Below are 24,076 nucleotides of genomic sequence, written 5' to 3' on the forward strand. Positions count from 1 at the left end.
CATGGCCGACACCGATCCCGATGCACCGCTGAACGCCGAGGGCGCCTGGGCACAACAGGCCGAAGCGGCCCTGCCCGACCTGCGTGAGCGCGAGGAGATCGAGCGGGCGCTGACATTCGGGCTTGAGGCGGCGCCGACCATCGTCGACCGGCGGATCTCCACGTTCGTCCGCGGCGAACTCCCGCACTTCGCAGGCGAGCGCGGCACCTTCCTCAAATGCCCCTACGTCGAGGACGTCAACCAGGTTGGCGACGCCGAGGTCGCGGTGTTCGGGGTGCCGCTGGACGCGGGCGCCACCTACCGCCCGGGCACCCGGTTCGGCCCGCAGGGCATCCGCCGCTCGACCAACCTGTTCGGGACCTACAACTACGAGTCGGGCGTGGATCTGCGCGAACAGCTCAACATCGTCGACATCGGCGATGTGTTCACCATCCCCGGCAACCTGGAGAAGTCGTTCGACCAGATCAGCCAGGCCATGGCGCACGTCGTGCAGAAGGGTGTGGTGCCGATCGTGCTCGGCGGCGACCACTCGATCGGCTTCCCGACGATCCGCGGCATGGCCCCCTACCTGGACGGCAACATAGGCATCATCCATTTCGACCGCCACGTCGACACCCAGGAAACCGACCTCGACGAGCGCATGCACACCACGCCGTGGTTCCACGCGACCAACATCAAGAACGCGCCCGCGACGAACCTGGTCCAGATTGGCATCGGCGGCTGGCAGAGTCCGCGTGCAGGTGTGAAGGTAGGCCGCGACCGCAAGTCGACGGTGATCACCGTCGGTGACGTGGAGCGGGTCGGTGTCGAGAAGATCGCCGAGATGGCACTCGAAATCGCCTGGAAGGATGCCAAGGCGGTGTACCTGTCGTTCGACATCGACGTCATCGACGCCGGATTCGTCCCGGGTACCGGCTGGCCGGAACCCGGCGGCCTGCTCCCCCGCGAGGCGCTGAACCTGGTCAAGATGGTGTCCGAGCCAGGCTTGGCGGGCATCGAGGTGGTCGAGTGCTCGCCGCCCTACGACTGGGCCGAACAGACTGCGCTGATGAGTTCGCGGGTGATCCTGGACAGCCTGGCCGCCCAGATCCGGTCCGGGAAGCTCGGCAACAAGGCCGCGGGGCTGAAACGGCACGCCTGGGGGCCAGGCCTAGCCTGACGCCCGTGTAGGTGTAACCGAGATCCGCGTGGGGGTCGTCGCGCCGGCCTGATCGACAACCCCTACGCAGAAATCGCGGTCAGTCGGGCCGTGGCGCTGCGGTCTACGCTGAGGACCATGCGGATTGCGCTGGCCCAGATCGTCTCCGGCACCGAACCGTCGGCCAATCTGGCCCTGGTCGAGGAATACACGCGGCGGGCCGCCGACGCGGGCGCCGATTTGGTGATCTTCCCCGAGGCGACGATGTGCCGGTTCGGGGTGCCACTCGGCCCCATCGCCGAACCTCTCGACGGCCCGTGGGCGACCGGCGTCCGGACGATCGCGGCCAGCTCCGGTGTGGTGGTCGTCGCGGGCATGTTCGCGCCCAGCGGTCCGGACGATCCGGCCGGCCGGGTGACCAACACGCTGATTGCCGCGGGTCAGGGCGTGGACGCCCACTACCACAAGATCCACCTCTACGACGCGTTCGGATTCACCGAATCCCGCACAGTCGCACCGGGCTTCGAGACCGTCCTGATCACCGTCGCCGGGGTCGAGGTAGGCCTGACCACCTGCTACGACATCCGGTTTCCCGAGCTGTACGTCGAACTGGCCCGCCAGGGCGCCGACCTGATCACCGTGCATTCGTCATGGGGGTCCGGCCCGGACAAGCTCGAGCAGTGGACACTGCTGGCCCGGGCGCGCGCGCTGGACACCACGACCTTCATCGCCGCGGTGGATCAGGGTTATCCCGGCGACGCGATCGCCGCCACGGGCCCTACCGGGATTGGGGGCAGTCTGGTGGCAAGCCCCACCGGTGGCGTGCTCGCCCAGGCGGGCGCCGACCCGCAGCTGCTCGTCGCCGACATCGACATCGACGCGGTGGCACGCACCAGGAAGTCCATCCCGGTGCTGCACAACCGCTCAGGGCTCGCTCACTTCGGTAAGGCAGAATCGCGGGGGTGACCGATCCCTGGGCTCGTCCGGAGCCGCTCGACCGGCGACTGTCAGATCCGGCAGATCCGGCCCACGTGGCCCCGTCCGCACCACCCCACCAGCAGTATCCGGTCGGTACGCCACCGGGTTACGCCCCGCCGGCACCCGGCGAACCTCCGAAGGAAGGGTCTTCGCTGTCGGTGAAGATCAAGAACCTGCTCCGCGATCCCGTCTCGGTCGTGCTGATCGCCGTCATCGTCACGGCCCTGACGGCCGCAGGCCTGCTCGTGGGCGAGCTGTACGCCCGCAGCCGGGCCGACGACGTCGTCGCCAGGGTGGTCGAATGCGTTGTCCAGGACCAGGCATCGGTGTCCTTCGGCGCGCTCCCACCGTTCCTGTGGCAGCACATGACCGGCCACTACACCAACATCAACGTCGACACGGCGGGTAATCAGGTGCGCCAGGCCAAGGGCATGAAGGTCGGCCTGCGCATCAACGATGTGCGTCTGGAGGACACCAGCAATTCCAGCGGCACGGTGGGGTCCATCACCGCCGACATCACCTGGTCGGCCGACGGCATCAAGGAGACGATCCAGAACTCCATTCCTCTGGTCGGCGGCTTCGTCACCGGCGTGACCACCAATCCGTCGGCCGGCACCATCGAACTGCAGGGCGCGTTGGGCAGTATCACCGCCAAGCCGGAGGTCGTCGACAACGGGATCGCACTACAGGTGACCAACCTGACGGGGCTCGGGTTCACCCTGCCGCGCGAGGTGGTTCAGCCGGCGCTGGACACCTTCAGCGCGCAGCTGACCAAGGACTACCCGATGGGCATCCACGCCGACAGCGTCCAGGTCACCGACAGCGGTGTGGTGAGCCGGTTCTCCACGCAGAACGCGTCGATCCCCAAGAGCAACGACGACCCCTGCTTCGCCGGGCTCTGACGGGCCGAATCAGAACGGCTCTTCGGTGCCGCCCGGATTGCACCCGGTGGCCATCATCTGCGCGCCGTCGACCTCGGGTCGCCACGGCTCCAGGTTCCAGGACACCTTCCCCGGCTCGGCGAACTCGGCGAGTTTCCAGTGGCAGATGAACTGGGGGCGCATTCCGGGCAGGTCGGCGTCGGGTGAGAGCCGGAGTACCTCGGACCAGGCCTCGTCGGCCTGGGCGGTGGTTCCGATCGTGGCTGCCGCGGCGCGGCCCGACGGCGTCGGATAGACGCGCAGGCTGGACAGGTCACCCCACTTCGCCCACTCGACGTGGCCGATGTAGGGCGGATCGGGGATGGGGGCGGCCGCGGCGGGGGCGGCGAAGGCGACCGAGACAAGACCGAGCGCCGCAACGGCGGCGAAGACGCGAGGCACCTGGGTTATCGGGACTTGCCCTGGATTTCCAGGATCCTCGGACGGACGTCGACGAGGTAGACGCCTGAGGCGACCGCGGCGATCGCCACACCGGTGATGCCGAGCACCAGGGCCAGCAGCACACCGACGCCCAGGATGACCAGCCACACCGGCTTGGTCAGTTTGTCCGCGGCGGTGTAGGCGTCAGGTCGCTGCATCGCGGCGTGCACGAAGGCGTACACGGCGGTCAGCAGTACCGCGATCTGCACAACGAAAAGGACGGTACCCACAACGTGGCTCACAGTTAGTAAGCCTAGGCGGATACCGTCCCAGTCGTCGACCTACTTACTTCTGGGTGACCTTCTTGGCCGGGGCGGCCTTCTTGGCCGGGGCCTTGCGGGCCGGGGCTCGCTTGACCGCGGCACCGACGTTCTCGGCGGCCTCCTCGACGGCGACCCCGGCATCCAGCGCGGCCTCGTCGACCTTCTTGGGCAGCTCGACGCCGACCAGCTTGGCGGCGCGCTCGCCGACGGCGCGGGTCTGGGACGCCACGGTGCCCAGCGCATCCTGCGTCAGCTCAACGGCCTGGTCGGTGTAACCCTCGACACGGGCGGCGGCCTCTTCGAGCGCGGGCTGGGTGCGCAACCGCTCGATGGCGGCCTCGCCACGCTCGACCAGCTTGGCGTAGGTGGCCTGCGCCTGCTCGGCGTAGCCCTCGGCAACCTTGCGTAGCTCTTCGGCGGTCAGCTTCTCCTGCAGCTCGCCGAACTGCTTGGGCAGGTCCTCCTGCAGCTTGCTGAACTGCTTGGGCAGGTCCTCCTGCAGCTTGGTCAGCCGCTCACGAGTCTCGTCGACGCGGCTGGTGAGGCGGGCACGGCGCTCCTCGACGCGGGTGGTGGCGTCGGTGCGGGCCTCTTCGGCACGCTCAAGCAGGGTGGCGACGATCTCGTTGACGGTGGCCAGGGCCAGGTCGGCGGCGCCGACGGCGGCGAACAGCGGGGCCTTGAGGTCTTCGATGGTGGGCTGGGGCTTCTCGGTCATTTTCTCTACTTCCTTTCCCTGAACATTTAGGACGTTCATGCGTTTGCGGATGTGTCAAAGAGCGGTTGATCTGGTGTCAGTCAGTCGCTGGCTCCTCACTTGGCGCTTCCCCGCTCGGCGCTTCGTTCTGCTGGCGAAACGACGTATAGATATCGAGCAGCACCTGCTTTTGCCGCTCGGTGATCGCGGTGTCGTTGATGACCGCATCGCGGACCTCACTGGCCTCGCTGGGTTCGAGGATCCCGGCTCGGACATAGAGGACCTCCGCGGACAACCTCAACGCCTTGGCGATCTGGTTGAGCACGTCGGCGGACGGTTTGCGTAGTCCCCGCTCGATCTGGCTGAGGTAGGGATTGCTGACGCCTGCCTTCTCGGCGAGCTGCCGCACCGACACCTGCGCTGCTTCGCGCTGTGCCCGGATGAAACTGCCGATGTCCTGGGCCGCGTTGTGGACCACTGCGGCGAGGTTCTCGTCCTGTGACATCTGCAGCCCCCTCTCGGGTTATCCGGTTTTCGCCTATTCCAAGCGTAGGCCGGAGTGCTAGCTCTTGCAAGCAGCTGTTAGCACCGTCAGAACAGGAACTGGGCCACCGTGTAGATGACGAGGCCGGCCAAAGCGCCGACGACGGTTCCGTTGATACGGATGAACTGCAGGTCACGGCCCACATGGAGCTCGATTCGGCGGCTGGCTTCCGTAGCATCCCAGCGCTCGACCGTCTCGGTGATGATTGCTGTGATCTCTGTCCCATACTCGCCTACCAGGTGCTGAGCGGCACGCACGATCCAGTTGTCCACCTTGTCGCGCAGTTCGGCGTCGTCGCGCAGCGACTCGCCGATGCGCACCACCGAGTCCGCGATGCGGGTGCGCAGCGCCGAGGACGGGTCGTCCACGGATTCCAGGATCATCCGCTTGGCCGCGGCCCACGCCGTCTCGGCGGCGCGGGCCACCTCGTCGCGGGACATGATCTGCTCCTTGACGTTCTCCGCGCGCTGAATCGTGGCCTCGTCGTGTTGCAGATCGTCGGCGAACTCGAACAGGAATCTCGTGGCCGACCGCCTCAGCTCATGGTTGGGGTTGCGGCGCACCTTGTCGGTGAAATCCATCAGCTCGCGGTGGATGCGGTCGCCCACGAAGTGGTCCATCCAGCGCGGCGACCAGGTGGGCGAGTCCTTTTCGACGACGCGCTCGATGACCTCGCGGGCGTTGAGCGACCACTGGAACGCTCGGTCGCACAGCAACTGGATCAGTGCCTCCTGCCGCCCCTCGGCAAGCAGGGAGGCCAGCACCCGCCCGATCGGCGGCCCCCACTTCGGTTCGGCGATGCGTTTGATGATCATCCGGTCGAGGACGTGCTGGATGTCCTCGTCACGCAGCAGCTCCACCAGCACCCGCAGCACCGTGGACGTCTCGGCCGCCACCCGGTTGGCGTGCACCGGCTCCGACAGCCACTTACCCAGCCGCCCGGCCACCTCGACGTCGCGCAACTTGCCTTCGATGACCTGCGGCGACATGAAGTTCTCCCGCACGAAGGTGCCGAGCCCCTGACCGAGCTGGTCCTTCTTGCGCTTGATGATTGCGGTGTGCGGGATCGGGATGCCCAGCGGATGCTTGAACAGGGCGGTGACGGCGAACCAGTCGGCCAGCGCGCCGACCATGCCTGCTTCCGCGGCGGCCCGCACATAGCCCACCCAACCCGCCGCACCCCGGGACTGCGCCCAGGTGCACACCAGGAAGATCACCGTGGCACCGATGAGGAAGCCCAGCGCGACGATCTTCATCCGCCGCAGCCCCCGCGCGCGCTCCGCATCGGCCGCGGCGTCGGCCCCCGCAAGCACCGCAGCGAATCCGGGGCGGCCGCCGGCCGCATGCCTCCCCGATGGTCCGACCGAGCGGGTCCCGGGAACCGGTCTGTGTGCCACCAAACCATCATCCGCCATCGCGCCCGTGGGCCCCTCCCTCCAGCAGGCCCTGGCCCACTGGCCGGCCGTAGTATCAGGAGGGACTCAGGGAACGGACGACGGCGATAGTGGCACAACGGACCCCGCCGGTGGCGGTGAAAACCGACGGACGTAAGCGGCGCTGGCACCGACACAAGGTGGAGCGCCGCAATGAATTGGTGGACGGCACCCTCGAGGCGATCCGGCGCCGCGGCAGCAACGTCAGCATGGACGAAATCGCCGCCGAGATCGGCGTGTCCAAGACGGTGCTGTATCGCTACTTCGTCGACAAGAACGACCTCACCACGGCCGTCATGATGCGGTTCGCCCAGACGACCCTGATCCCCAACATGGCGGCCGCCCTGTCGTCCAACCTCGACGGCTACGACCTGACCCGCGAGATCATCAAGGTCTACGTCGAAACGGTGGCCAACGAGCCCGAGCCCTACCGGTTCGTGATGGCCAACAGCTCGGCGAGCAAGAGCAAGGTGATCGCCGACTCCGAGCAGATCATCGCGCGCATGCTCGCGGTGATGCTGCGGCGCCGGATGGCCGAGGTGGGCATGGACACCCGAGGCGCCGAACCGTGGGCGTTCCTCATCGTCGGCGGCGTGCAGCTCGCCACGCATTCGTGGATGTCGCATCCCCGGATGAACGCCGACGAACTCATCGACTACCTGACCATGCTGTCGTGGAGCGCCCTGTGCGGGATCGTCGAGGTGGGCGGGTCATTGGACAAATTCCGCGAAGGTCCCCACCCGTCGCCTGCGCTGCCACCACAATTGCTGGGGCAATGAACACAATGAATGAACGATCCGATCTGCCCCAGCTGTGGTCCCACGAACCGCGCACCCACTTGGCCTTTCGCGCCGGCGACAAGATCACCGACCTCGACACCGACGCGACACCGGGGTTCACCGGCACCAAGAAGGACGCGCCCGTCCTTCAGGCGGAGCGCAACCTGCGGCTGGGCGAGCTGCAGGAGATGCTCTACGCCAACAGCAGAAGCGGCGACACGCGTTCGCTACTGCTGGTGCTGCAGGGCATGGATACCGCGGGCAAGGGCGGGATCGTCAAACACGTGATGGGCGCGGCCAATCCGCAGGGCATCCGGTACACGGGGTTCGGGAAACCGACCGAGGAGGAGCTGTCGCACCACTTTCTGTGGCGGATCCGCAAGGCGCTGCCGCCGGCGGGCAACATCGGGGTGTTCGATCGGTCGCACTATGAGGATGTGCTCGTGGTACGGGTGCACAACCTGGTGCCGCCGGAGGTGTGGGGTGCCCGGTATGACGAGATCAACGCCTTCGAGCGCGAACTCGTCGACGGGGGAGCCACGCTGGTGAAGGTGGCGATGTTTTTGTCGCTGAAGGAGCAGAAGAAGCGTCTCGCCGAGCGGTTGGAACGCCCGGACAAGTACTGGAAGTACAACCCGGCCGACATCGACGAGCGGTTCAAGTGGCCGCTGTACCAGGAGGCGTATCAAGCGCTGCTGGATCGCACGTCGACGGACTATGCGCCGTGGTACATCGTTCCGTGCGACAGGAAGTGGTACAGCCGGCTGGCGATCACCGAGCTCCTGATCGATGCCTTGAAGGGGTTCAACATGTCTTGGCCGCCTGCGGATTTCGACGTGGCGGCGGAGAAGAAGCGCCTCGCGAGCGCGTGAGGAGTCGCGCCGGCCGACCTCGTGTGACGACGAAGCGCGCGTGGCGCTGCTCGGCGGGGCGCACTATCACCGCATCCAGCCCGCCGGCCCCGCTGCGGAAGTAGGGTCTGCGGCATGGATCTCGGGCCGGACGAACAGCGGATCCTGGGCAGTCTGCTGGAGAAACAGGTGACCGTTCCCGCGTCTTATCCGCTCACGCTGTCCAGCCTGCGCACGGCGTGCAACCAGACCAGCAGCCGTGACCCGGTGATGGATCTCGACGAACGGACGGTGGAGCAGACCGCGCGGGCGCTCAAGGAGCAGGGGCTGCTGCGCATCGTGTGGTCCGACACGGGACGACGCACGCTGAAATACCATCAGACCCTGACCGAGGTCCTCGCCCTGGCCGACGACGAGCGCGCGCTGCTGACAGTCCTGCTTCTGCGCGGCCCGCAGGCCCCCGGGGAGCTGCGCACCCGGACCGACCGGCTGTATCCGTTCGCCGATCGCGCCGAGGTCGAGGCGTGCCTGGAACGGATGGCCAAGCGCGACGACCCGTTGGTGCGGCAGCTCGAGCGCAGGCCGGGCCAGCAGGACCACCGATGGGTGCACCTGCTCGGTGTGGTCGAGACGGGCGATACCCCGGCCCGGCCCGCGGTCGACCGCGAGGTTCCCATCGCCGACTCACCCGAGGCGCGCGACGGGCGAGTGCGCGCGACCTACGACGCGGTCGCGACCACCTACGCGGATGAGTTCGCCGACGAACTCGACATGCTGCCGTTCGAGCGCTGGCTGCTGGACCGGGTCGCTCCGATCGCCGGCGGCCGGCCGGTCATGGACGCCGGCTGCGGGCCGGGGCATGTGACCGCCTACCTGATCGGGACGGGGGCCGACGCGCAGGGGCAGGACCTCAGCCCGGAGATGATCGCCGAGGCGCGCGCACGCCATCCCGACACCCGTTACGAGGTCGGCGACCTGCGGCGGCTCATGCGCCCGGTGGCCGCCGCGGGATGGGGCGCGGTGCTGGCGTGGTACTCCCTCATCCACCTCGCCTCCTCGGAGCTGCCCGCCGCCGTCGCCGCGCTGGCCCGGCCGCTCGCGCCCGGTGGTGTGCTGGTGCTGGGCCTGCACGCGGGCGACGAGGTCCGCCGGGTGAGCCGCTGGTTCGATGTCGAGGTACCCGAGCTGGATTTCGTGCTGCACGAACCGGCCACCGTGATCGCGGCCGTCGAGGCGGCGGGGCTCACCGACCTCGAGTGGTACCTGCGCGGGCCGCATGGGTGGCGCGACGAAACCACCCAACGGCTGTACGTGCTGGGTCGCCGGGCCTGATCTGAGGACCGACCGCCGGCACTAGTCGAGTACGACCACCGACCAGGAGATCCCGGGCAGCGAGTGCCGATCGATCACGGTGGTCGTGGGTGCGGCTGCGCGCCCGGACCGTAGCAGCGAGCCGGCGACGTGATGGGCCGACGTCGACGCCACGATCCGCTGTGACCCGTTGACCACCACCAGCTCCCCGCCGAAGTCGCGGGTAGCCGCATACAGCCGCCGCTCGATCTCGTCGACACGCAGGTCGGCACCCGCGATCCCGACGAACTGGCCCGCGACGTGCACGGGTGTCGTCGCCGTGACGATGTAGTCGTTGATGCCGTTGAGGTCGACGTAAGGCCCTACCAGACAACGGTTTTCGCCGTTTCTCGGCCCCAGGTACCACTCGGCGCTGGTGTAGTCGTAGAAGTTCAGGCTGCGCTCGTCGAAGTCGAAGGTGGCCGCCGAGACCGCGCCGGCGTCGTCGATCACCCACCAGTCGATCCAGAGGCGGGCGTCCATCAGCACACCGGGGGCGAAAACCACCCCTGCCCCGCTCAGCAGTCCGCCGCCTTTGTGCAGCTCGGCGGCGACTCGGGGCTGCATGCAGGCGATGTCCCTGCGGCTCAGCGGGTCCTCGCCGAAGACGCGGAAGCAATCGACGAGCAGGTCACGCACGACCCTCACCTGCCCGAACACATCGTCGACCATCGCCGCGACGGCGACGTTGATTCGGCCAGCGTCCCCGCTGCGCACCACTGTCACATACCCATCATCTGTTTGTGCAATCCGAGCAGCCTCGCCAAGTCGTCGGTGACCCGTGTTTCGGCCAACGACTGGGCATGATCCTCATTTCCCGCACCGATGGCGAGCACCAGGGCGCGGTGGCAGGCCGCGACTTCGCGGTGCCGCTCGTCGTCGGCGTCGCCCTCCGCTCCCGTGAGCCAGCGCAGTTCGTTGACCTCGGCCTGCAGTCGCATCTCGGCCCGGGTCAGCCGCACCGACTGGGACGCGGCGGCCACCTCGATGAGAAACCTGCCGTCGAGACAACGGCGCTCCCCCGGCTCCGTCGTCCGCTCCAGCAGGTCGATGTGGCCGGTGAGGCGGGTGACGAAATCGGGCGTGCTGCGGGCCGCCGCCAGCCGGCTGGCCTGGCCCGACACCGCCCGCTGCATATCGGCGAGATCGACCAGGTCGTGGCTGCTCATCCGGTAGAGGCGCTGGCGCGCCCGGGCGCTCGACACCCCGGAATTGAGCCGAACGAAGCTGCCGCCGCCGTGGCCGCGGCGCGTCTCGACCAGCCCCCGCTCCTGCAGCTGCGACAGCGCCTCCCGCAGGGTGACCAGCGAGACGCCGAGATCGGCGGCCAGGTCCTGCTGGGCGGGAAGCTGCTCCCCGTCGCGAAACATCCCGAGTGCGATCGAATCGCTGAGCCGTTGCACGACCGCCCCCACCCGGCCGCCCGGCTCCAGGGGCGCGAACACAGCGCTCCTGGCCAGACCGGACAACAGCAAGCCGGGCAACCTCAACTCACCTCCAGCGAGGAGTCACTGCCGCCGCGTGCGACCCGAACGAGCAGACGATCGGAGAGTTCCGATCACCAGGGCAGTATAGGAGGCGGGTGCTTTGCCGAGGTCTCGGGAAAGTCGGCGGGGGGCCGCTCCACCGGCTGTCCCGGGCCCTTGTCCAGCTCGTCGTCCTCGCCGGCGACCAGGGTCTCGTAGGCGAAGTGCTGGTGCATCCAGTCGAGGTGGTCGTTGCGGGCTTCGATGATGCGCTCGGTGTCCCAGCGCGGCATGTTCTGCTGCTTGAAGTGGGTGCCCATCAGGTCGGGGTCGACCTCGTAGACGTCGCGCAGCCGCATGATGACGCCGTCGGAGATGCGCCGGGCCTCCGGGCGGGTGTACTGCTCCTTGTAGACGAACTTGCGCATGGTTCAGTCCTCGTCGTCCTGGTAGGCCTCGTCGAGCATCTGCTTGCCCGGATTCATGATGTTGTTCGGGTCGAGCATCCGCTTGATCTTCTTCATGACGTCCCAGCCCCCGCCCATCTCCTTGGGCACCAGTTCGGCGTCCCCGACTCGGGTGGTGCCGTGGCAGTTGCTCATCGATCCGCCGTATTTCAGTGACACCTCGGCCAATTCGGTCTTGAACTTGATCCAGCCCGCCCAATTGTCGTCGTCGAGTCGCTCTTCCCAGATGCCGATGTCGATCTCGGCGAGGTAGTCGCCCCAGGGCTTGTAGGAGGCGCTGGTGTAGCAGTAGATGCCCCAGTTGTCGAAGATGCCGTATTCGTCGATGTAGCGCTGGGCGATCGCGGTCCACTCGTCACGCACCTTGGGCAGCACATCCCAGTTCAGGGAGGCGTCCTCGCAGTGCCAGGACATCGGGGCGACCTTGCCGCCGGGTATCCGGCCGTGCAGCGGGTTGGCGTAGCGGTCGTGCCGCGAGGCCCAGTCGCCGACGGCCATGTGGTCACCGGTGTAGCGGCCGCCCTCGGCCCTGCCCTTCTCCATCAGGATCTTCGACGCGGCGGTGACCTCCGCCTTGGTGCCGTAAAGTGCCGTCGCCACAATGGAATTCACCCACGGCGGCATCGGGATGAAGGCTTCGTCGTCACGCCTGAGGTACTCGACCTTCTTCTCGTCGAACAACACCGTGCCCGCCAGGGTGGCGATGCCCGACGTGACGATGTGGTGCACCGTCCGGTGCGCCTTCAGGTAGTCGTCGAATGCGAAGAACGCCGCGAACTCGGCCTCCGGCTTGGGCACCACCTCGAGGACGGCCTCGGTGACGATACCCAGCGTGCCCTGATGTCCCATGAACAGATGCTTGAGGTGATAACCGGTGGAGGACTTGCGGATCTTCTTGCCGCCGCCGTCACCCACCCGGATGATCTCCCCGGTCGGCAGCACGATCTCGAAGGACATCACCAGGTCCCGGGTATGCCCGAAACGCGTTCCCAGCAAAGAGAATCCGCTGCAGGCTATCCGGCCGCCCACCAGCGAACACGGATAGGACGCAGGTGTATCCGGATGGAACACACCGTATTTGACGAGCTCCTCGTTGAGCTTCATCATGCTGATGCCCGGGCCCACCGTCACACAGCGGTTCGCCAGGTCGATCTCCTTGATCTCGTTCATCCGCTTGACGTCGACGATGATGCCGCCCCGCAGCGGGACGGCCCCGTCGTTGAGGCCGGTGCCGCCCGCCCGCGGCACCACCGGGATTCCGGCCCGGTTGGCCAGTTTCACGATTTCGGAGACCTGCTCGACGGTGCGCGGCAGCACCACCGCGGCCGGGATGTACTCGGCCCAGCGGTGCACCGGGAACGGCGCGGGCACCCGGGTCCGGTTGGTCCGGCTGGAGACGTTGGTGAGCACCGAACCGGGCTCGTTCATGATCGCTTCCAGGTCGGCGACGACGGCGTCGTCGAGCACGCGGACCGCCGCGGTCGTCATCGGGTCACCTCCAGATCGGAGGCGCCGCGGCGCCCGCCGATCTCGATGCCCGCGGATTCGGCGACCAGCTCGATGATGTCGGCGACCTCGATGCCGGCCTCATGTCCGGCCGTTGCCAGTGGCCGCTCCGACCACACGCAGGCGCTGACCAGCGTGTCGACGTCCAGTTCGCGGGCCCGGGCCAGCCGGGTCCTGCTGATCTCCGCGGTGATCTCCGGCTTCTCGATCGGCAGCCCGCCCCCGCCGCCCGAGCAGTACGACCACTGGGTCACGTGATCGACATCCTTGAAGATCAGGCCGGGGATCGAGTTGAGGATGAACCGCGGCGCCGCGTGGATGTTCTTGCGCTTGTTCAGCCGGCAGGGGTCGTGGTAGGTGACGGTCTTGTTGATCGGCTTCTCCAGCTTGAGCCTGCCGTCCTTGATCAGTTCGGCCACCAGCTCGACGATTTGGACGACTTCGAAGTCGAACTCCTCGCCGAAGTAGGCCGGGTAGTCCTCGGTGAAATGGATGTAGTCGTGCGGCTCGATGGCGATGATGCGCCGGACGCCGGACGTGCGCCAGTCGTTGACGTTGTGTTCGGCGAACGCCCGCGACTGCTCGACGTAGCCCATCTCCGCGGCCGGTCCGCCGCAGCACCACTGCTCGTTCATCAGACCGAACTCGACACCCGCCTTCTGCAGCACCTGGGCGGTGGCGCGGGTGTTCGACGTGCGGTAGAACGCCGCCTCGCAGTCGACGAACATGATCGTTTCGCCGCCGATCGGGATATCAAGTCCCTCAGCCCAATTGCGCACATACGGCTGCCCCTGCGGCTGGCCCTCGTCGGTGGTACCCAGCACCGGTTCGTTGGTCAGGTCCCTGGTCAGCCGGTTCCACAGCTGCCAGCCGTCGCGATCCAGCCCCTTGTCGACCATCAGCGCCCGCGCCGCCCGCACCACCTTCACCGTCTCGGTGCGGGCCTGGTAGAAGTCGCCGACGAAAAGCGTATTGGGGCAACGGATCTCGCAGCCGCCACACTGCACGCAATGCACATAGTCGTCGGCGACGTCCTCGATGTTCAGCAGGCCCTTGTCCATCGCGATGATGTTGGCCATGAACGCCGTTGGCGTGTGGTTCTCGTTTCTGGTCACCTGGGTGACCGGACATACCTCACGGCAGAACTTGTGCCCCGACGAGAAGCAGTTGTATCCGTTCTCCCGCCACCGTTCGACGAATGCGGCCTGACCGTCGCCCCCCGCCGATCCGGTCGCCCCCGACTGGCCGCCCGCCCCAACCGCACCCTGCCCGTTCGTCCCTCCACCATTCTGATCGGCCATATCGCGCCTCCTGGATTTGTGCGGGCCGAACGGGCCCCATCACGCCCGACGATACGATCGCCGCGATCTGAAGGTCAATACTCTGATTTTGAAATTCTGTTCTCGATACTCTTGCGCGGATGTGGCGCACGTCACTACCCTTTCGCTACCGAGCGCCACCGCCCGGCTGACAGGGCATGTCACTTTCAGCGAAATGGAGAGCTCATGTCTGAACACGATGCGGCCCGCTCCGCAGCAGGTGACGAGCAAGCCCACCTCGCCGCACTCGGCTACAGCGGCACGGACTTCCATCGTTCGATGAGTCTGTGGTCGAACATGGCACTCGGGTTCACGTACCTGTCCCCGCTCGTCGGCGTCTACTCGCTGTGGGCCTACAGCCTCAACCTCGGCGGGCCGCCTGCGATGTGGTGGATCGTCATCGTGGGCTGCGGGCAGTTCCTCGTCGCGCTGGTGTTCGGCGAGGTGGTGTCGCAGTATCCGCTGGCCGGCGGGATATACCCGTGGACCCGGCGGCTGTGGAACCGCAAATTCGCGTGGATCGTCAGCTGGGTGTACATCTGGGCGGTCATCGTGACGGTGACGGCGGTGGCGGAGTTCGGCGGAGGCTTCGTCGCCGCGCTGTTCGGCCTCGAGCACACCAACATCGTCCAGTTGCTCACCGCGGTCGGGCTGCTGCTGCTCGCCCTGGCTATCAACTTCAGCGGCACGCACATGCTGGCCAGGGTTGCCAAGATCGGGCTGGCCGCCGAGCTCATCGGGGTCATCGCGCTCGGCCTGTACCTGCTGTTGTTCAAGCGCGTCAACTCGTTCTCGGTGTTCTTCGACTCGATGGGTGCCGGCGGCGACCAGGCCTACATCATCACGTTCCTCGGCGCGGCACTGAGCGGGCTGTTCCTCTTCTACGGGTTCGAGGCGTGCGGTGACGTGGCCGAGGAGGTCACCGATCCGACCCGCCGGATCCCGAAGGCGATGATGCTGACCATCCTCGTCGGCGGCGTGTCGGGATTGCTTTCCTACGTCGGCTACGTGCTGGCCGCACCCGACCTGCAGGCGATCGTGGACGGCGAGGACGCCGACCCGATCCCGGCCATCCTCGAAAGCACGCTGGGCACCGCCGGATCCAAGGTCTTCCTGGTGGTGGCCATCACGGCGTTCATCTCGTGCGTGCTGTCGCTGCAGGCGGCGGGCAGCCGGCTGATCTATGCCTCTGCGCGTGACCGAATGCTGCCGGTGAGCGGGTGGCTGTCGCACATGTCGGAGCGCCATTCCGTGCCGACGAACGCGTTGCTGGTCGCCTGCGTCGTGCCGATCCTGATCAGCCTGTACGTGTACGCGTTCCCCAATCAGCTGCCGCGCATCACGGCGTTCGCGGTGCTGGGCATCTACATCGCCTTCCAGGCCGTGGTGCTGGCCGCGCTGCGGCAGCGCATCAAGGGCTGGCGCCCGGCGGGCAACTGGAATCTGGGCAATTACGGCATGCTCGTCAACGTGCTCGCCCTGGCGTACGGGATCTTCGCGATCATCCTCCTGATCAAGCCGGTCGACACCGGATCGTTCCTGGACAAGTACGTCGTGCTGATCGGGCTGGCCATCGTCCTGAGCACCGGCCTGCTCTACCTGTTCATCGCCCGGCCCGACCGACACTCCGACGACGTCGGCGAGGGCGACGCCATCGAGGTCGCCGATATGCTGCGCGCCACCCGCGCGCGAACCGAACGCTAGCCCGCGCAGCGGCTCAGTAGGTGTAGAAGCCCCTGCCCGATTTCTTGCCGAGCATTCCCGCCTCGACCATGCGCTGCAGCAGCGGCGGCGGGCCGTACAACGGTTCCTTGTACTCCTCGAACATTTTGTCGGCGATGAGCTTGAGCGTGTCCAGTCCGACCAGGTCCGACAGCCGCAGCGGACCCATCGGATGCGAGAGCCCGGCCACGACGGCCTTATCGATGTCCTCGACGGTGGCGAAGCCGCCCTCGGCCATCCGTATCGCGGAGAGCAGGTAGGGCACCAGAAGCGCGTTCACCACGAATCCCGACCGGTCGGTGCAGCGCACCACCTGCTTGCCCAGCACCGAACCGGCGAACGTCTCGACGCGTGCCAATGCGTCCTCGCTGGTCACCAGGGTGCTGATCAGTTCGACGAGCGGCAACACCGGGACGGGATTGAAGAAGTGCAGGCCGAGCACCCGGCCCGGATTCTTCGTGGCGGCGGCGATCTTCATGATCGGGATGCTCGAGGTGTTCGACGCCAGGATCGCGTCGGGGTCGGTGACGATCGCGTCGAGATCGCTGAACAGCTTCGTCTTGACCTTCTCGTCCTCGATGATCGCCTCGATGACCAGCTGACGGTCGACGAGGTCGGCCAGGGTGGTGGTGAACGCCAGCCGGGCGACCGTCGCGTCGAAGTCGGCCTCGCTGAGTTTGCCCTTGTCGGCAGCCCGCCGCAGCGACGTGGTGATGCGCTTCTCGCCCGCCGCCGTCAGCTCTTCGGTCGGCTCGTACACGAGCACGTTCGCCCCGGCCTTGGCGCACACTTCGGCGATGCCGCCGCCCATCTGTCCGGCGCCGATGACGCCGACCCGTTCGATTGACTCGCTCATGTGCTGCCATCCTCCCGTCGGTGATTTCGGCGCGGTTTCGTGCGCTCAGCGTCGATTAGCGCGCCGAAATCGCATGGATGTTTCATAGCAAGAGCCCCGCCCAACGTTCTGGGCGGGGCTCTCAGCCGTGAACCAACGTCAGTGGAACTGGCCCTCTTCGGTGGAGCCGGTCAGCGCGGTGGTCGAGCTGGTGGGATCCACGGTGGTGGCGATCCGGTCGAAGTAGCCGGCGCCGACCTCGCGCTGGTGCTTGGTCGCGGTGTAACCACGCTCCTCGGCGGCGAACTCGCGCTCCTGCAACTCGACGTAGGCGCTCATCTGGTTGCGGGCGTAGCCGTAGGCCAGATCGAACATCGAGTAGTTCAGCGCGTGGAAGCCGGCCAGCGTGATGAACTGGAACTTGAAGCCCATCGCGCCGAGCTCCTTCTGGAACTTGGCGATGGTGGCGTCGTCGAGGTGCTTCTTCCAGTTGAACGACGGCGAGCAGTTGTAGGCCAGCATCTGGTCGGGGAACTCGCTCTTGACGCCCTCGGCGAACTTCTTGGCCAGCTCCAGGTCCGGGGTGCCGGTCTCCATCCAGATCAGGTCGGAGTACGGCGCGTAGGCCTTGGCGCGGGCGATGCAGGGCTCCAGGCCGTTGCGGACCCGGAAGAAGCCCTCCTTGGTGCGCTCACCGGTGATGAACGGCTGGTCGCGCTCGTCGACGTCGGAGGTGATCAGCGTGGCGGCCTCGGCGTCGGTGCGGGCGATGACGACGGTGGGCACGTCAGCCACGTCGGCCGCCAGCCGGGCGGAGGTCAGGGTGCGGATGTGCTGCTGGGTCGGGATCAGCACCTTGCCACCGAGGTGGCCGCACTTCTTCTCCGAGGCCAGCTGGTCCTCCCAGTGCGAACCGGCGACACCGGCGGCGATCATCGCCTTCTGCAGCTCGTAGACGTTGAGCGCACCACCGAAGCCGGCCTCGCCGTCGGCCACGATCGGCACCAGCCAGTTGTCCACCGAGCGATCGCCCTCGACCTTGGCGATCTCGTCGGCGCGCAGCAGCGCGTTGTTGATGCGGCGGACCACCTGCGGCACCGAGTTGGCCGGGTACAGGCTCTGGTCGGGGTAGGTGTGGCCGGACAGGTTCGCATCACCGGCGACCTGCCAACCCGACAGGTAGATGGCCTTCAGGCCGGCGCGGACCTGCTGCACGGCCATGTTGCCGGTCAGCGCACCGAGCGAGTTGACGAACTCCATGTCGTGCAGCTGCTCCCAGAGCACCTCGGCGCCGCGCCGGGCCAGTGTCTGCTCCTCGACGACGTGTCCTTGCAGCGCGACGACATCCTGCGGGGTGTAGGTGCGGGTGATGCCCTTCCACCGCGGGTTGTGGTCCCAGTCGTGCTGGATCTGTTCCGGGGACTTGGGCGTGCCAACGGTCGACATTGACTTAACTCCTTCAATTTTCTTGTCAAGTCGCTGGGTCATTGCGGTCTCACTAGTTGTTAATGGCCCAGCGACTTCGGCGATCTGCTAGGTCGACAATCGCACACGTCATATCCGCAGGTCCACCCGTTTCTGTTGCAAATTTTCGCCAAACTTCGCAGCCAACTTGCGAACTTTGCTAATGCATCAGAACTTGACCGTTTCAGTAGCTACCCGTCAGTAACACAAAGCCGCAGGTCAGTACGGTCGTACTGCTATAACGTGTGACTCAGAGGGCAAAGATGGAGGCGACGGCCTTGGTTTCTTCGCCGACCGCATATGTGAGCGTGATAACACTCCGATCGACGAGGTCCGGCCCGAACTGGTCGGTGGATCCCGGCGGATGGATGTGGGAGATGATCTCCAGCTTGTCCCCCAACGCCACCGGGGCGTCGTGCTCGATGGTGACCCGCAGCGGTGCCCTCAGCAGCTCGGGGGTGTTGTGGAGGTAATCCTCGACCACACTCCAGTACACGGAGTTGTTCATATGGTCGAACAGGTCGATGTCGGTGACCCGGACCGGGTACTCGCGGACCTCGGACGCATCCTCGCGACTGCCCGCCGCGTTGTAAGCCTTCCACCGCAGCCGGCCGACGTCGGTGGTGCGCTGCAGGCCCTGGATGAAGTCGTCGGAGATCCGGGCCGGACCCTGGGTCTCCCTATTGATATTGATCCAGAAGGCCTCCGATTCCACCAGCCCGCCGCCGCGCTTGCCGTCGATGCGCACCCGCATCTCGCACCAGCGGTTGGAGGTGCCCGAGCACCAGCGCCGGAGTCGCAGCGTGTCCTGGAAGTCGATGGGCCTGATCAGGTCGATCATGGTGCGCCGCACGATCCACAGCGGATGGGTTTCCTCGAAACCCAGCTGTCGCAGGTGGTCCTGCCCGACGTCCTGGATGTGGCGGGTCGCGGCGTCGAACCGCAGCCGGCCCTCCCGGTCGATGTCGGCGACCCGCAGCGGCCATTCGGTGTCGTAGACGTCGGGATGCGGGTCGGGTACCGGCATCATGACCTTCGCCAGCCCGCTGCCGGCGACCGTCGATTTGCTGGACATCCCCACAACCTCCCCGGGCCTCGCCCCGAATCCTGCCACCGAGATCATGCCAGGCAGCCGGAACGACGCCGCACAGGCCCCAGTCTGCCAACTATGCGAATGTCGCCTTCGCATTGTTGTTAGGTTGGCAGACGTGGCAAAAACGTTCGTCGGGTCACGGTTGCGCCAGCTGCGCAGCGAACGTGGCTACAGCCAGGCCGCGCTCGCCCAGATGCTGGAGATCTCCCCGAGCTACCTCAACCAGATCGAGCACGACGTGCGACCCCTCACGGTGTCGGTGCTGTTACGGATCACCGAGGTATTCGGCGTCGACGCCACCTTCTTCGCATCGCAGGACGACACCCGGCTGGTGGCCGAGCTGCGCGAGGTGACGCTGGACCGCGACCTGGGTGTAGAAGTCGACATGGGCGAGGTCGCCGAAGTGGTGGGCGCTCATCCCAATCTCGCCAAGGCGATCGTCAACCTGCACCGCCGCTACCGCATCACCGCGGCGCGGTTGGCCGCCGTGACCGAGAACCGATTCAACGACGGCAGCGGGACCGGCGCCATCACCATGCCGCACGAGGAGGTCCGCGACTACTTCTACCAGCGGCAGAACTATCTGCACGAACTGGACACCGCCGCCGAGGACCTGACGCTTCGGATGCGGCTGCACCGCGGCGACCTTGCGGGTGACATCGCGCAACGCCTGGCACGGGTGCACGGCGTGCGGATCGTCAAGCGCACCGACCTCGGCGACACGGTGCTGCACCGCTACGACCGGGAGACCAACACGCTCGACATGAGCGCACATCTCTCGGGCGGCCAGCAGGCATTCAAGCTCGCCACCGAACTGGCCTACCTGGAGTTCGGCGACCTCATCGATGCGCAGGTCGATGAGGGCATGTTCACCAGCGACGAATCCCGCACTCTGGCGCGTCTCGGACTCGCGAACTACTTCGCGGCCGCCACGATGCTGCCGTACCGGCAGTTTCACGACGTCGCAGACAGTTTCCGCTACGACGTGGAGCGGCTCTCGGCGTTCTACTCGGTCAGCTACGAGACGATCTGCCACCGGCTGTCCACGCTGCAACGGCCGTCGATGCGCGGGGTGCCGTTCTCGTTCGTACGGGTCGATCGGGCGGGGAACATGTCAAAGCGCCAGTCCGCCACCGGTTTTCACTTCTCCTCCAGCGGCGGCACCTGTCCGCTGTGGAACGTCTATGAGACATTCGCCAACCCGGGCAAGATCCTCGTCCAGATCGCCCAGATGCCGGACGGACGCAACTACATGTGGGTGGCGCGGACCATCGAGCGCCGCGCGTCACGCTATGGCCAGTCGGGGAAGACGTTCGCGATCGGGCTGGGCTGCGAACTGCGCCACGCCCACCGGCTGGTCTACTCGGAGGGCCTGGACCTGTCCGGTGACAACGCCATCCCGATCGGCGCGGGCTGCCGGGTGTGCGAACGTGACAACTGTCCGCAGCGGGCCTTCCCCGCGCTGGGCCGCGCGCTGGATCTCGACGAGCACCGCAGCACGGTGTCGCCGTATCTGGTCAGGCAGCCGTGACGACGACGAGCGCTTGCGCGAGGAGCCGACGATGACGACGAGCGCTTGCGCGAGGAGCCAACGATGAGGAGCCGACGATGACGATAGAACCGTCCCGCATCCCCACCACCGGCACGCTGCGTGAGCTCGGCCCGGTCACCTGGGTGTTCTGCAAGCTCGCCGCCCGCCGGGTGCGCGCGCCGGAGATGCATCTGCTCACCACGCTCGGTGTGCACAGCCGCCTGATGTGGTCGTTCCTGCCGGTCAGCGGCTATCTGCTCTACGTCGGCAGACTGTCCCGCCGCGACGCCGAGATGGTGATCCTGAGGGTGGCCCACCTGCGACGCTGCGAATACGAGCTGCAGCAGCATCGAAGGCTGGCCCGCAGCCGGGGCCTCGACGCACAGCTGCAGGCGAAGATATTCGAAGGACCCGATGCCGAGGGGCTCACCGACCGTCAGCGCACGCTGATCGCGGCTACCGACGAGTTCGTGATCACCCGCGGCGTCTCACCCGAGACGTGGACCGCGCTCGCGGGCCACTTCAGCCGGCGTCAGCTCATCGAGTTCTGCATGCTCGCCGCCCAATACGACGGGCTCGCGGCGACCATATCCACGCTGGAGATCCCGCTCGACTTCCCCGACTGACACGCCGCGACTGCCGACCGCACGCCGAGCTCTGCGCCAGGGTCGTTCACCTCGACAGAGCAAAGCCCTGCTGCAGATCTCGCGGTGGAGGTGACACCGGCGACGGGGCGAAGCGACCTACAGGTAGGTGGCGCCGAGCACCGCGGCCGAGAAGATCACCGGACACACCGGCAGACACCACAGGAACGCCGCCCACGCGTTGGAGTTCTGACGGTAGCGCGACAACCCCAGCACAACCCCGAGTGCGCAGACTGCCAGCGACCCCGCAGCAACGACCAGAACCCACCCGTTGACGGTTCTCGTACCCATCGCGACGGAGATCGCAAGCAACCAGAGGATATGGCCGACAACCAAGCCGCCGACCCCCGCGACGAGCGTGCTTCTCAAAAGTTGATCATGTGGCCGGCCAGGCCGTGGAAGCATTCCTGAAGCGCCTCCGACAGTGTCGGGTGGGTGTGGACGTTGCGGGCCAACTCGTTGACCGTCAGATCCCACTTCTGGGCCAGCGTCAGTTCCGGCAGCAGTTCGGACACGTCGGGACCGATCAGGTGACCGCCCAGCAGTTCGCCGTACTTCGCGTCGGCGATGAGCTTGACGAAGCCGGTCGGGTCGCCAAGGCCGTGCGCCTTGCCGTTGGCCGTGAACGGGAATTTCGCCACCTTGACGTCGTAACCCTCGCTGCGCGCCTGCTCCTCGGTGAGCCCGAAGCTGGCCACCTGGGGCTGGCAGAATGTCGCCCGCGGCATCATCCGGTAGTCGCCCAGCGTGAGGGTCTCCGCTCCCGCGATGGTCTCGGCGGCGACGACGCCCTGCGCTTCGGCGACGTGGGCGAGCTGCAGCTTGCTGGTGACGTCGCCGATGGCGTAGATGTGCGGCACGTTGGTGCGCATGTAGTCGTCGATCGCGATGGCCTTGCGATCGGTGAGCTCGACTCCCGCCGTCTCCAGGCCGAACCCGTCGATGTTGGGCGCAAAGCCGATGGCCTGCAACACCTTGTCGGCGACCAGTTCCTCGGACTTCCCGTCCTTGCTGACCTCGACGGTGACCTGGCTGCCGTCGTCGTCGATTGACTCGACCTTGGTGCCGGTCAGGATTTTGACGCCGAGCTTCTTGTACTGCTTCTCGATCTCCTTGGACACCTCGGGGTCCTCGTTGGGCAGCGCCCGGGGCAGGAACTCCACGATGGTGACGTCCACACCGTAGTTCTTCAGTACGTACGCGAACTCCATGCCGATGGCGCCCGCGCCGGCGATGATGATCGAGCCGGGCAGTTCGCGGGTCAGGATCTGCTTCTCGTAGGTCACGACGTTCTCGGACAGCGCGGTGCCCGGGACCAGCCGGGTGCTGCTGCCGGTGGCGATGATGGCGTTGGCGAAGGTCACCGTCTCGGTGCCGCCCTCGTTGAGGTCCACTACGACCGTGTTGGCGTCGGTGAACTTGCCGTATCCGTGGATCTCGGTGATCTTGTTCTTCTTCATCAGGAAGTGCACGCCGGCGACCCGGCCCTCGGCGACCTTGCGGCTGCGGTCGAAGGCGGCGCCGAATTCCAGCTTGGCCTCCCCGTTGATGCCGAATACCTTGGCTTCCTTGGTGATGATGTGGGCGAGTTCGGCGTTGCGCAGCAGCGCCTTCGACGGGATACATCCGACGTTCAGGCAAACGCCGCCCCAGTATTTGGGTTCGACGATGGCGGTCTTCAGGCCCAGTTGGGCGGCACGGATGGCCGCGACATATCCGCCGGGGCCGGCTCCAAGTACGACGACGTCATAGTGAGTCACGCGCTATACCCTAATGGGGCGATGTTGCCGAGTGCGGGGCAATCCGCCTGTCAGGGCGCGACCCAGCCGAACACGTACGCGCCGTAGAGCGCGGCCGCACCCGCCGTGGTCGCCAGCGGCGCGGACATCACCGCGATCGCCAGGGCGGTGACGCGGGGCCGGTTCGGCGTCTGGGCGGTCAGCACGCCACCAACGGCGCAGGCGATGAGGTAGAGCAGTAGCCCGAACACCGCGGGTGTCTTTGCCAAGGACTGGAACCACCAGTAGTAGAAACCCGCCCCGATGGCCGCCCCGGCGGCCCACACACCGGCCAGGACGAGGACGAAGACCCAGCGCCTGAGCACCTGATCGTGGCCGGGCACGACGACGGGCTTCGCCGGGATCACGATCGGCTCCGGCGCCTCACGTTCGATCAGGGGGTCACGATCGAGGACAAGTACCTGCTCACCGGTCGACTCAATCCCGGCGGCCAGGGCACCCATGGAGCTCGCCGAATCACGTGGACGGTCGAAGCCTCCGGTGTCGAAGGCCGGCGTGTAGGGCGCCGTCGGTTCGTCGATGTTGGGCGATTCCGCGTCAGCCACCGTTCACCACCTCGATCGCCACCAGGACGGCCAGCCAGCCCGGGGCGATGGCGAGGATGAAGGCACCAAGAGCCGTCACCCAGCGTCGCCCCGACAACAGGATCGTCAGCAGCCCGGTGACGCCGGGCACCGCGACGACGAGCGCGATCACCAGGTCCGGGCGCACCGCGGCGTTGACGAGCAGGGTCGCGGAGATGCCTGCGACGTGCCCGACCGCCAGACCGACCAGCATCACGCTGGCCAGCACCCATGCGCGCGGAAGAGGAATCACACCTCAGACGATAACGCGCA

26 protein-coding genes are annotated in these 24,076 nt (G+C 66.7%); 9 read left to right on the plus strand and 17 right to left on the minus strand.

The window, feature by feature from the left end; all coding sequences use genetic code 11:
* The first annotated feature begins 1 nt into the window (after position 1).
* The 3 genes from ADBZ6K_RS12735 (at position 2) to ADBZ6K_RS12745 (ending at position 3,018) form a co-directional block, all read left to right on the plus strand.
* Positions 2-1,159, plus strand: coding sequence for an agmatinase family protein (locus ADBZ6K_RS12735; protein ID WP_526347099.1), 1,158 nt, complete (start codon positions 2-4; stop codon positions 1,157-1,159).
* A 117-nt stretch (positions 1,160-1,276) separates the two neighbouring features.
* On the plus strand, positions 1,277-2,104 hold the full coding sequence (locus ADBZ6K_RS12740) for a carbon-nitrogen hydrolase family protein (protein WP_526347101.1): 828 nt from the start codon (positions 1,277-1,279) through the stop codon (positions 2,102-2,104).
* The gene (locus ADBZ6K_RS12745) at positions 2,101-3,018 is read left to right on the plus strand and encodes an LmeA family phospholipid-binding protein (RefSeq protein WP_526347103.1); all 918 of its coding nucleotides are present in this window, start codon (positions 2,101-2,103) and stop codon (positions 3,016-3,018) included. The genes ADBZ6K_RS12740 and ADBZ6K_RS12745 overlap by 4 nt, the downstream gene beginning before the upstream one ends.
* 9 nt (positions 3,019-3,027) lie before the next feature.
* On the opposite strand, the gene ADBZ6K_RS12750 is transcribed toward ADBZ6K_RS12745, so the two are convergent.
* The 5 genes from ADBZ6K_RS12750 to ADBZ6K_RS12770 form a co-directional block, all read right to left on the minus strand.
* Entirely contained in the window at positions 3,028-3,438 is a 411-nt protein-coding gene (locus tag ADBZ6K_RS12750) for a DUF2599 domain-containing protein (RefSeq protein ID WP_526347105.1), read from the minus strand.
* Between the two features lie 5 nt (positions 3,439-3,443).
* Positions 3,444-3,719 (minus strand): DUF2516 family protein, encoded by a 276-nt coding sequence (locus tag ADBZ6K_RS12755; RefSeq protein ID WP_526347107.1) that lies wholly within the window; start codon positions 3,717-3,719, stop codon positions 3,444-3,446.
* 43 nt (positions 3,720-3,762) lie between these two features.
* Positions 3,763-4,458 (minus strand): heparin-binding hemagglutinin, encoded by a 696-nt coding sequence (locus tag ADBZ6K_RS12760; protein WP_526347109.1) that lies wholly within the window; start codon positions 4,456-4,458, stop codon positions 3,763-3,765.
* Between the two features lie 76 nt (positions 4,459-4,534).
* The gene (locus ADBZ6K_RS12765; protein ID WP_526347111.1) at positions 4,535-4,942 is read right to left on the minus strand and encodes a helix-turn-helix domain-containing protein; all 408 of its coding nucleotides are present in this window, start codon (positions 4,940-4,942) and stop codon (positions 4,535-4,537) included.
* 86 nt (positions 4,943-5,028) lie between these two features.
* The gene (locus ADBZ6K_RS12770) at positions 5,029-6,381 is read right to left on the minus strand and encodes a DUF445 domain-containing protein (protein ID WP_526347113.1); all 1,353 of its coding nucleotides are present in this window, start codon (positions 6,379-6,381) and stop codon (positions 5,029-5,031) included.
* Between the two features lie 104 nt (positions 6,382-6,485).
* On the opposite strand from ADBZ6K_RS12770, the gene ADBZ6K_RS12775 reads away from it, so the two are divergent.
* The 3 genes from ADBZ6K_RS12775 (at position 6,486) to ADBZ6K_RS12785 (ending at position 9,376) form a co-directional block, all read left to right on the plus strand.
* The gene (locus ADBZ6K_RS12775) at positions 6,486-7,193 is read left to right on the plus strand and encodes a TetR/AcrR family transcriptional regulator (RefSeq protein WP_526347115.1); all 708 of its coding nucleotides are present in this window, start codon (positions 6,486-6,488) and stop codon (positions 7,191-7,193) included.
* Positions 7,194-7,198: 5 nt separating this feature from the next.
* The gene (locus ADBZ6K_RS12780) at positions 7,199-8,065 is read left to right on the plus strand and encodes a polyphosphate kinase 2 family protein (protein ID WP_526347248.1); all 867 of its coding nucleotides are present in this window, start codon (positions 7,199-7,201) and stop codon (positions 8,063-8,065) included.
* 114 nt (positions 8,066-8,179) lie between these two features.
* A complete protein-coding gene (locus ADBZ6K_RS12785; protein ID WP_526347117.1) occupies positions 8,180-9,376 on the plus strand; it encodes a DUF480 domain-containing protein in 1,197 nt (398 codons plus the stop codon).
* A gap of 21 nt (positions 9,377-9,397) precedes the next feature.
* Here the strand turns inward: ADBZ6K_RS12785 and ADBZ6K_RS12790 are convergent, their stop codons facing one another.
* The 5 genes from ADBZ6K_RS12790 to ADBZ6K_RS12810 form a co-directional block, all read right to left on the minus strand.
* The gene (locus ADBZ6K_RS12790; protein WP_526347119.1) at positions 9,398-10,120 is read right to left on the minus strand and encodes a cache domain-containing protein; all 723 of its coding nucleotides are present in this window, start codon (positions 10,118-10,120) and stop codon (positions 9,398-9,400) included.
* A complete protein-coding gene (locus ADBZ6K_RS12795; RefSeq protein ID WP_526347121.1) occupies positions 10,117-10,878 on the minus strand; it encodes a FadR/GntR family transcriptional regulator in 762 nt (253 codons plus the stop codon). Before ADBZ6K_RS12795 ends, ADBZ6K_RS12790 begins: the two co-directional genes overlap by 4 nt.
* Before the next feature lie 74 nt (positions 10,879-10,952).
* Entirely contained in the window at positions 10,953-11,288 is a 336-nt protein-coding gene (locus ADBZ6K_RS12800) for a hypothetical protein (RefSeq protein ID WP_526347123.1), read from the minus strand.
* Positions 11,289-11,291: 3 nt separating this feature from the next.
* Positions 11,292-12,815, minus strand: coding sequence for an FAD-binding oxidoreductase (locus ADBZ6K_RS12805; protein WP_526347125.1), 1,524 nt, complete (start codon positions 12,813-12,815; stop codon positions 11,292-11,294).
* Positions 12,812-14,134: a (Fe-S)-binding protein gene (locus ADBZ6K_RS12810; protein WP_526347127.1), complete on the minus strand. Its 1,323-nt coding sequence runs from the start codon at positions 14,132-14,134 to the stop codon at positions 12,812-12,814. The genes ADBZ6K_RS12805 and ADBZ6K_RS12810 overlap by 4 nt, the downstream gene beginning before the upstream one ends.
* 204 nt (positions 14,135-14,338) lie before the next feature.
* Between ADBZ6K_RS12810 and ADBZ6K_RS12815 the strand changes: the two genes are divergently transcribed.
* On the plus strand, positions 14,339-15,856 hold the full coding sequence (locus ADBZ6K_RS12815; protein WP_526347129.1) for an amino acid permease: 1,518 nt from the start codon (positions 14,339-14,341) through the stop codon (positions 15,854-15,856).
* A gap of 13 nt (positions 15,857-15,869) precedes the next feature.
* Here the strand turns inward: ADBZ6K_RS12815 and ADBZ6K_RS12820 are convergent, their stop codons facing one another.
* The 3 genes from ADBZ6K_RS12820 to ADBZ6K_RS12830 all read right to left on the minus strand — a co-directional run bounded on the left by ADBZ6K_RS12820 (position 15,870) and on the right by ADBZ6K_RS12830 (position 19,248).
* Entirely contained in the window at positions 15,870-16,730 is an 861-nt protein-coding gene (locus tag ADBZ6K_RS12820) for a 3-hydroxyacyl-CoA dehydrogenase family protein (protein ID WP_526347131.1), read from the minus strand.
* Positions 16,731-16,868: 138 nt separating this feature from the next.
* Positions 16,869-18,155: an isocitrate lyase gene (gene aceA, locus ADBZ6K_RS12825; RefSeq protein WP_526347133.1), complete on the minus strand. Its 1,287-nt coding sequence runs from the start codon at positions 18,153-18,155 to the stop codon at positions 16,869-16,871.
* 268 nt (positions 18,156-18,423) lie between these two features.
* Positions 18,424-19,248, minus strand: coding sequence for an acyl-[acyl-carrier-protein] thioesterase (locus ADBZ6K_RS12830; protein WP_526347135.1), 825 nt, complete (start codon positions 19,246-19,248; stop codon positions 18,424-18,426).
* A gap of 133 nt (positions 19,249-19,381) precedes the next feature.
* Between ADBZ6K_RS12830 and ramB the strand changes: the two genes are divergently transcribed.
* Both ramB and ADBZ6K_RS12840 read left to right on the plus strand, forming a co-directional pair.
* The gene (ramB, locus tag ADBZ6K_RS12835) at positions 19,382-20,797 is read left to right on the plus strand and encodes an acetate metabolism transcriptional regulator RamB (RefSeq protein ID WP_526347137.1); all 1,416 of its coding nucleotides are present in this window, start codon (positions 19,382-19,384) and stop codon (positions 20,795-20,797) included.
* A gap of 77 nt (positions 20,798-20,874) precedes the next feature.
* Positions 20,875-21,423 (plus strand): carboxymuconolactone decarboxylase family protein, encoded by a 549-nt coding sequence (locus ADBZ6K_RS12840; protein ID WP_526347139.1) that lies wholly within the window; start codon positions 20,875-20,877, stop codon positions 21,421-21,423.
* Positions 21,424-21,540: 117 nt separating this feature from the next.
* Here the strand turns inward: ADBZ6K_RS12840 and ADBZ6K_RS12845 are convergent, their stop codons facing one another.
* The 4 genes from ADBZ6K_RS12845 to ADBZ6K_RS12860 are packed head-to-tail and all read right to left on the minus strand — an operon-like array spanning position 21,541 to position 24,056.
* Entirely contained in the window at positions 21,541-21,810 is a 270-nt protein-coding gene (locus tag ADBZ6K_RS12845; protein WP_526347141.1) for a hypothetical protein, read from the minus strand.
* The gene (gene lpdA, locus ADBZ6K_RS12850; RefSeq protein WP_526347143.1) at positions 21,807-23,201 is read right to left on the minus strand and encodes a dihydrolipoyl dehydrogenase; all 1,395 of its coding nucleotides are present in this window, start codon (positions 23,199-23,201) and stop codon (positions 21,807-21,809) included. The genes ADBZ6K_RS12845 and lpdA overlap by 4 nt, the downstream gene beginning before the upstream one ends.
* A gap of 50 nt (positions 23,202-23,251) precedes the next feature.
* Complete coding sequence (locus ADBZ6K_RS12855; protein WP_526347145.1) at positions 23,252-23,785, minus strand: hypothetical protein; 534 nt, start codon at positions 23,783-23,785, stop codon at positions 23,252-23,254.
* Entirely contained in the window at positions 23,778-24,056 is a 279-nt protein-coding gene (locus ADBZ6K_RS12860) for a putative holin (RefSeq protein WP_526347147.1), read from the minus strand. The genes ADBZ6K_RS12855 and ADBZ6K_RS12860 overlap by 8 nt, the downstream gene beginning before the upstream one ends.
* Positions 24,057-24,076: the final 20 nt, after the last annotated feature.

Source organism: Mycobacterium sp. (assembly GCF_044223235.1).
Taxonomy (GTDB): Bacteria; Actinomycetota; Actinomycetes; order Mycobacteriales; family Mycobacteriaceae; genus Mycobacterium.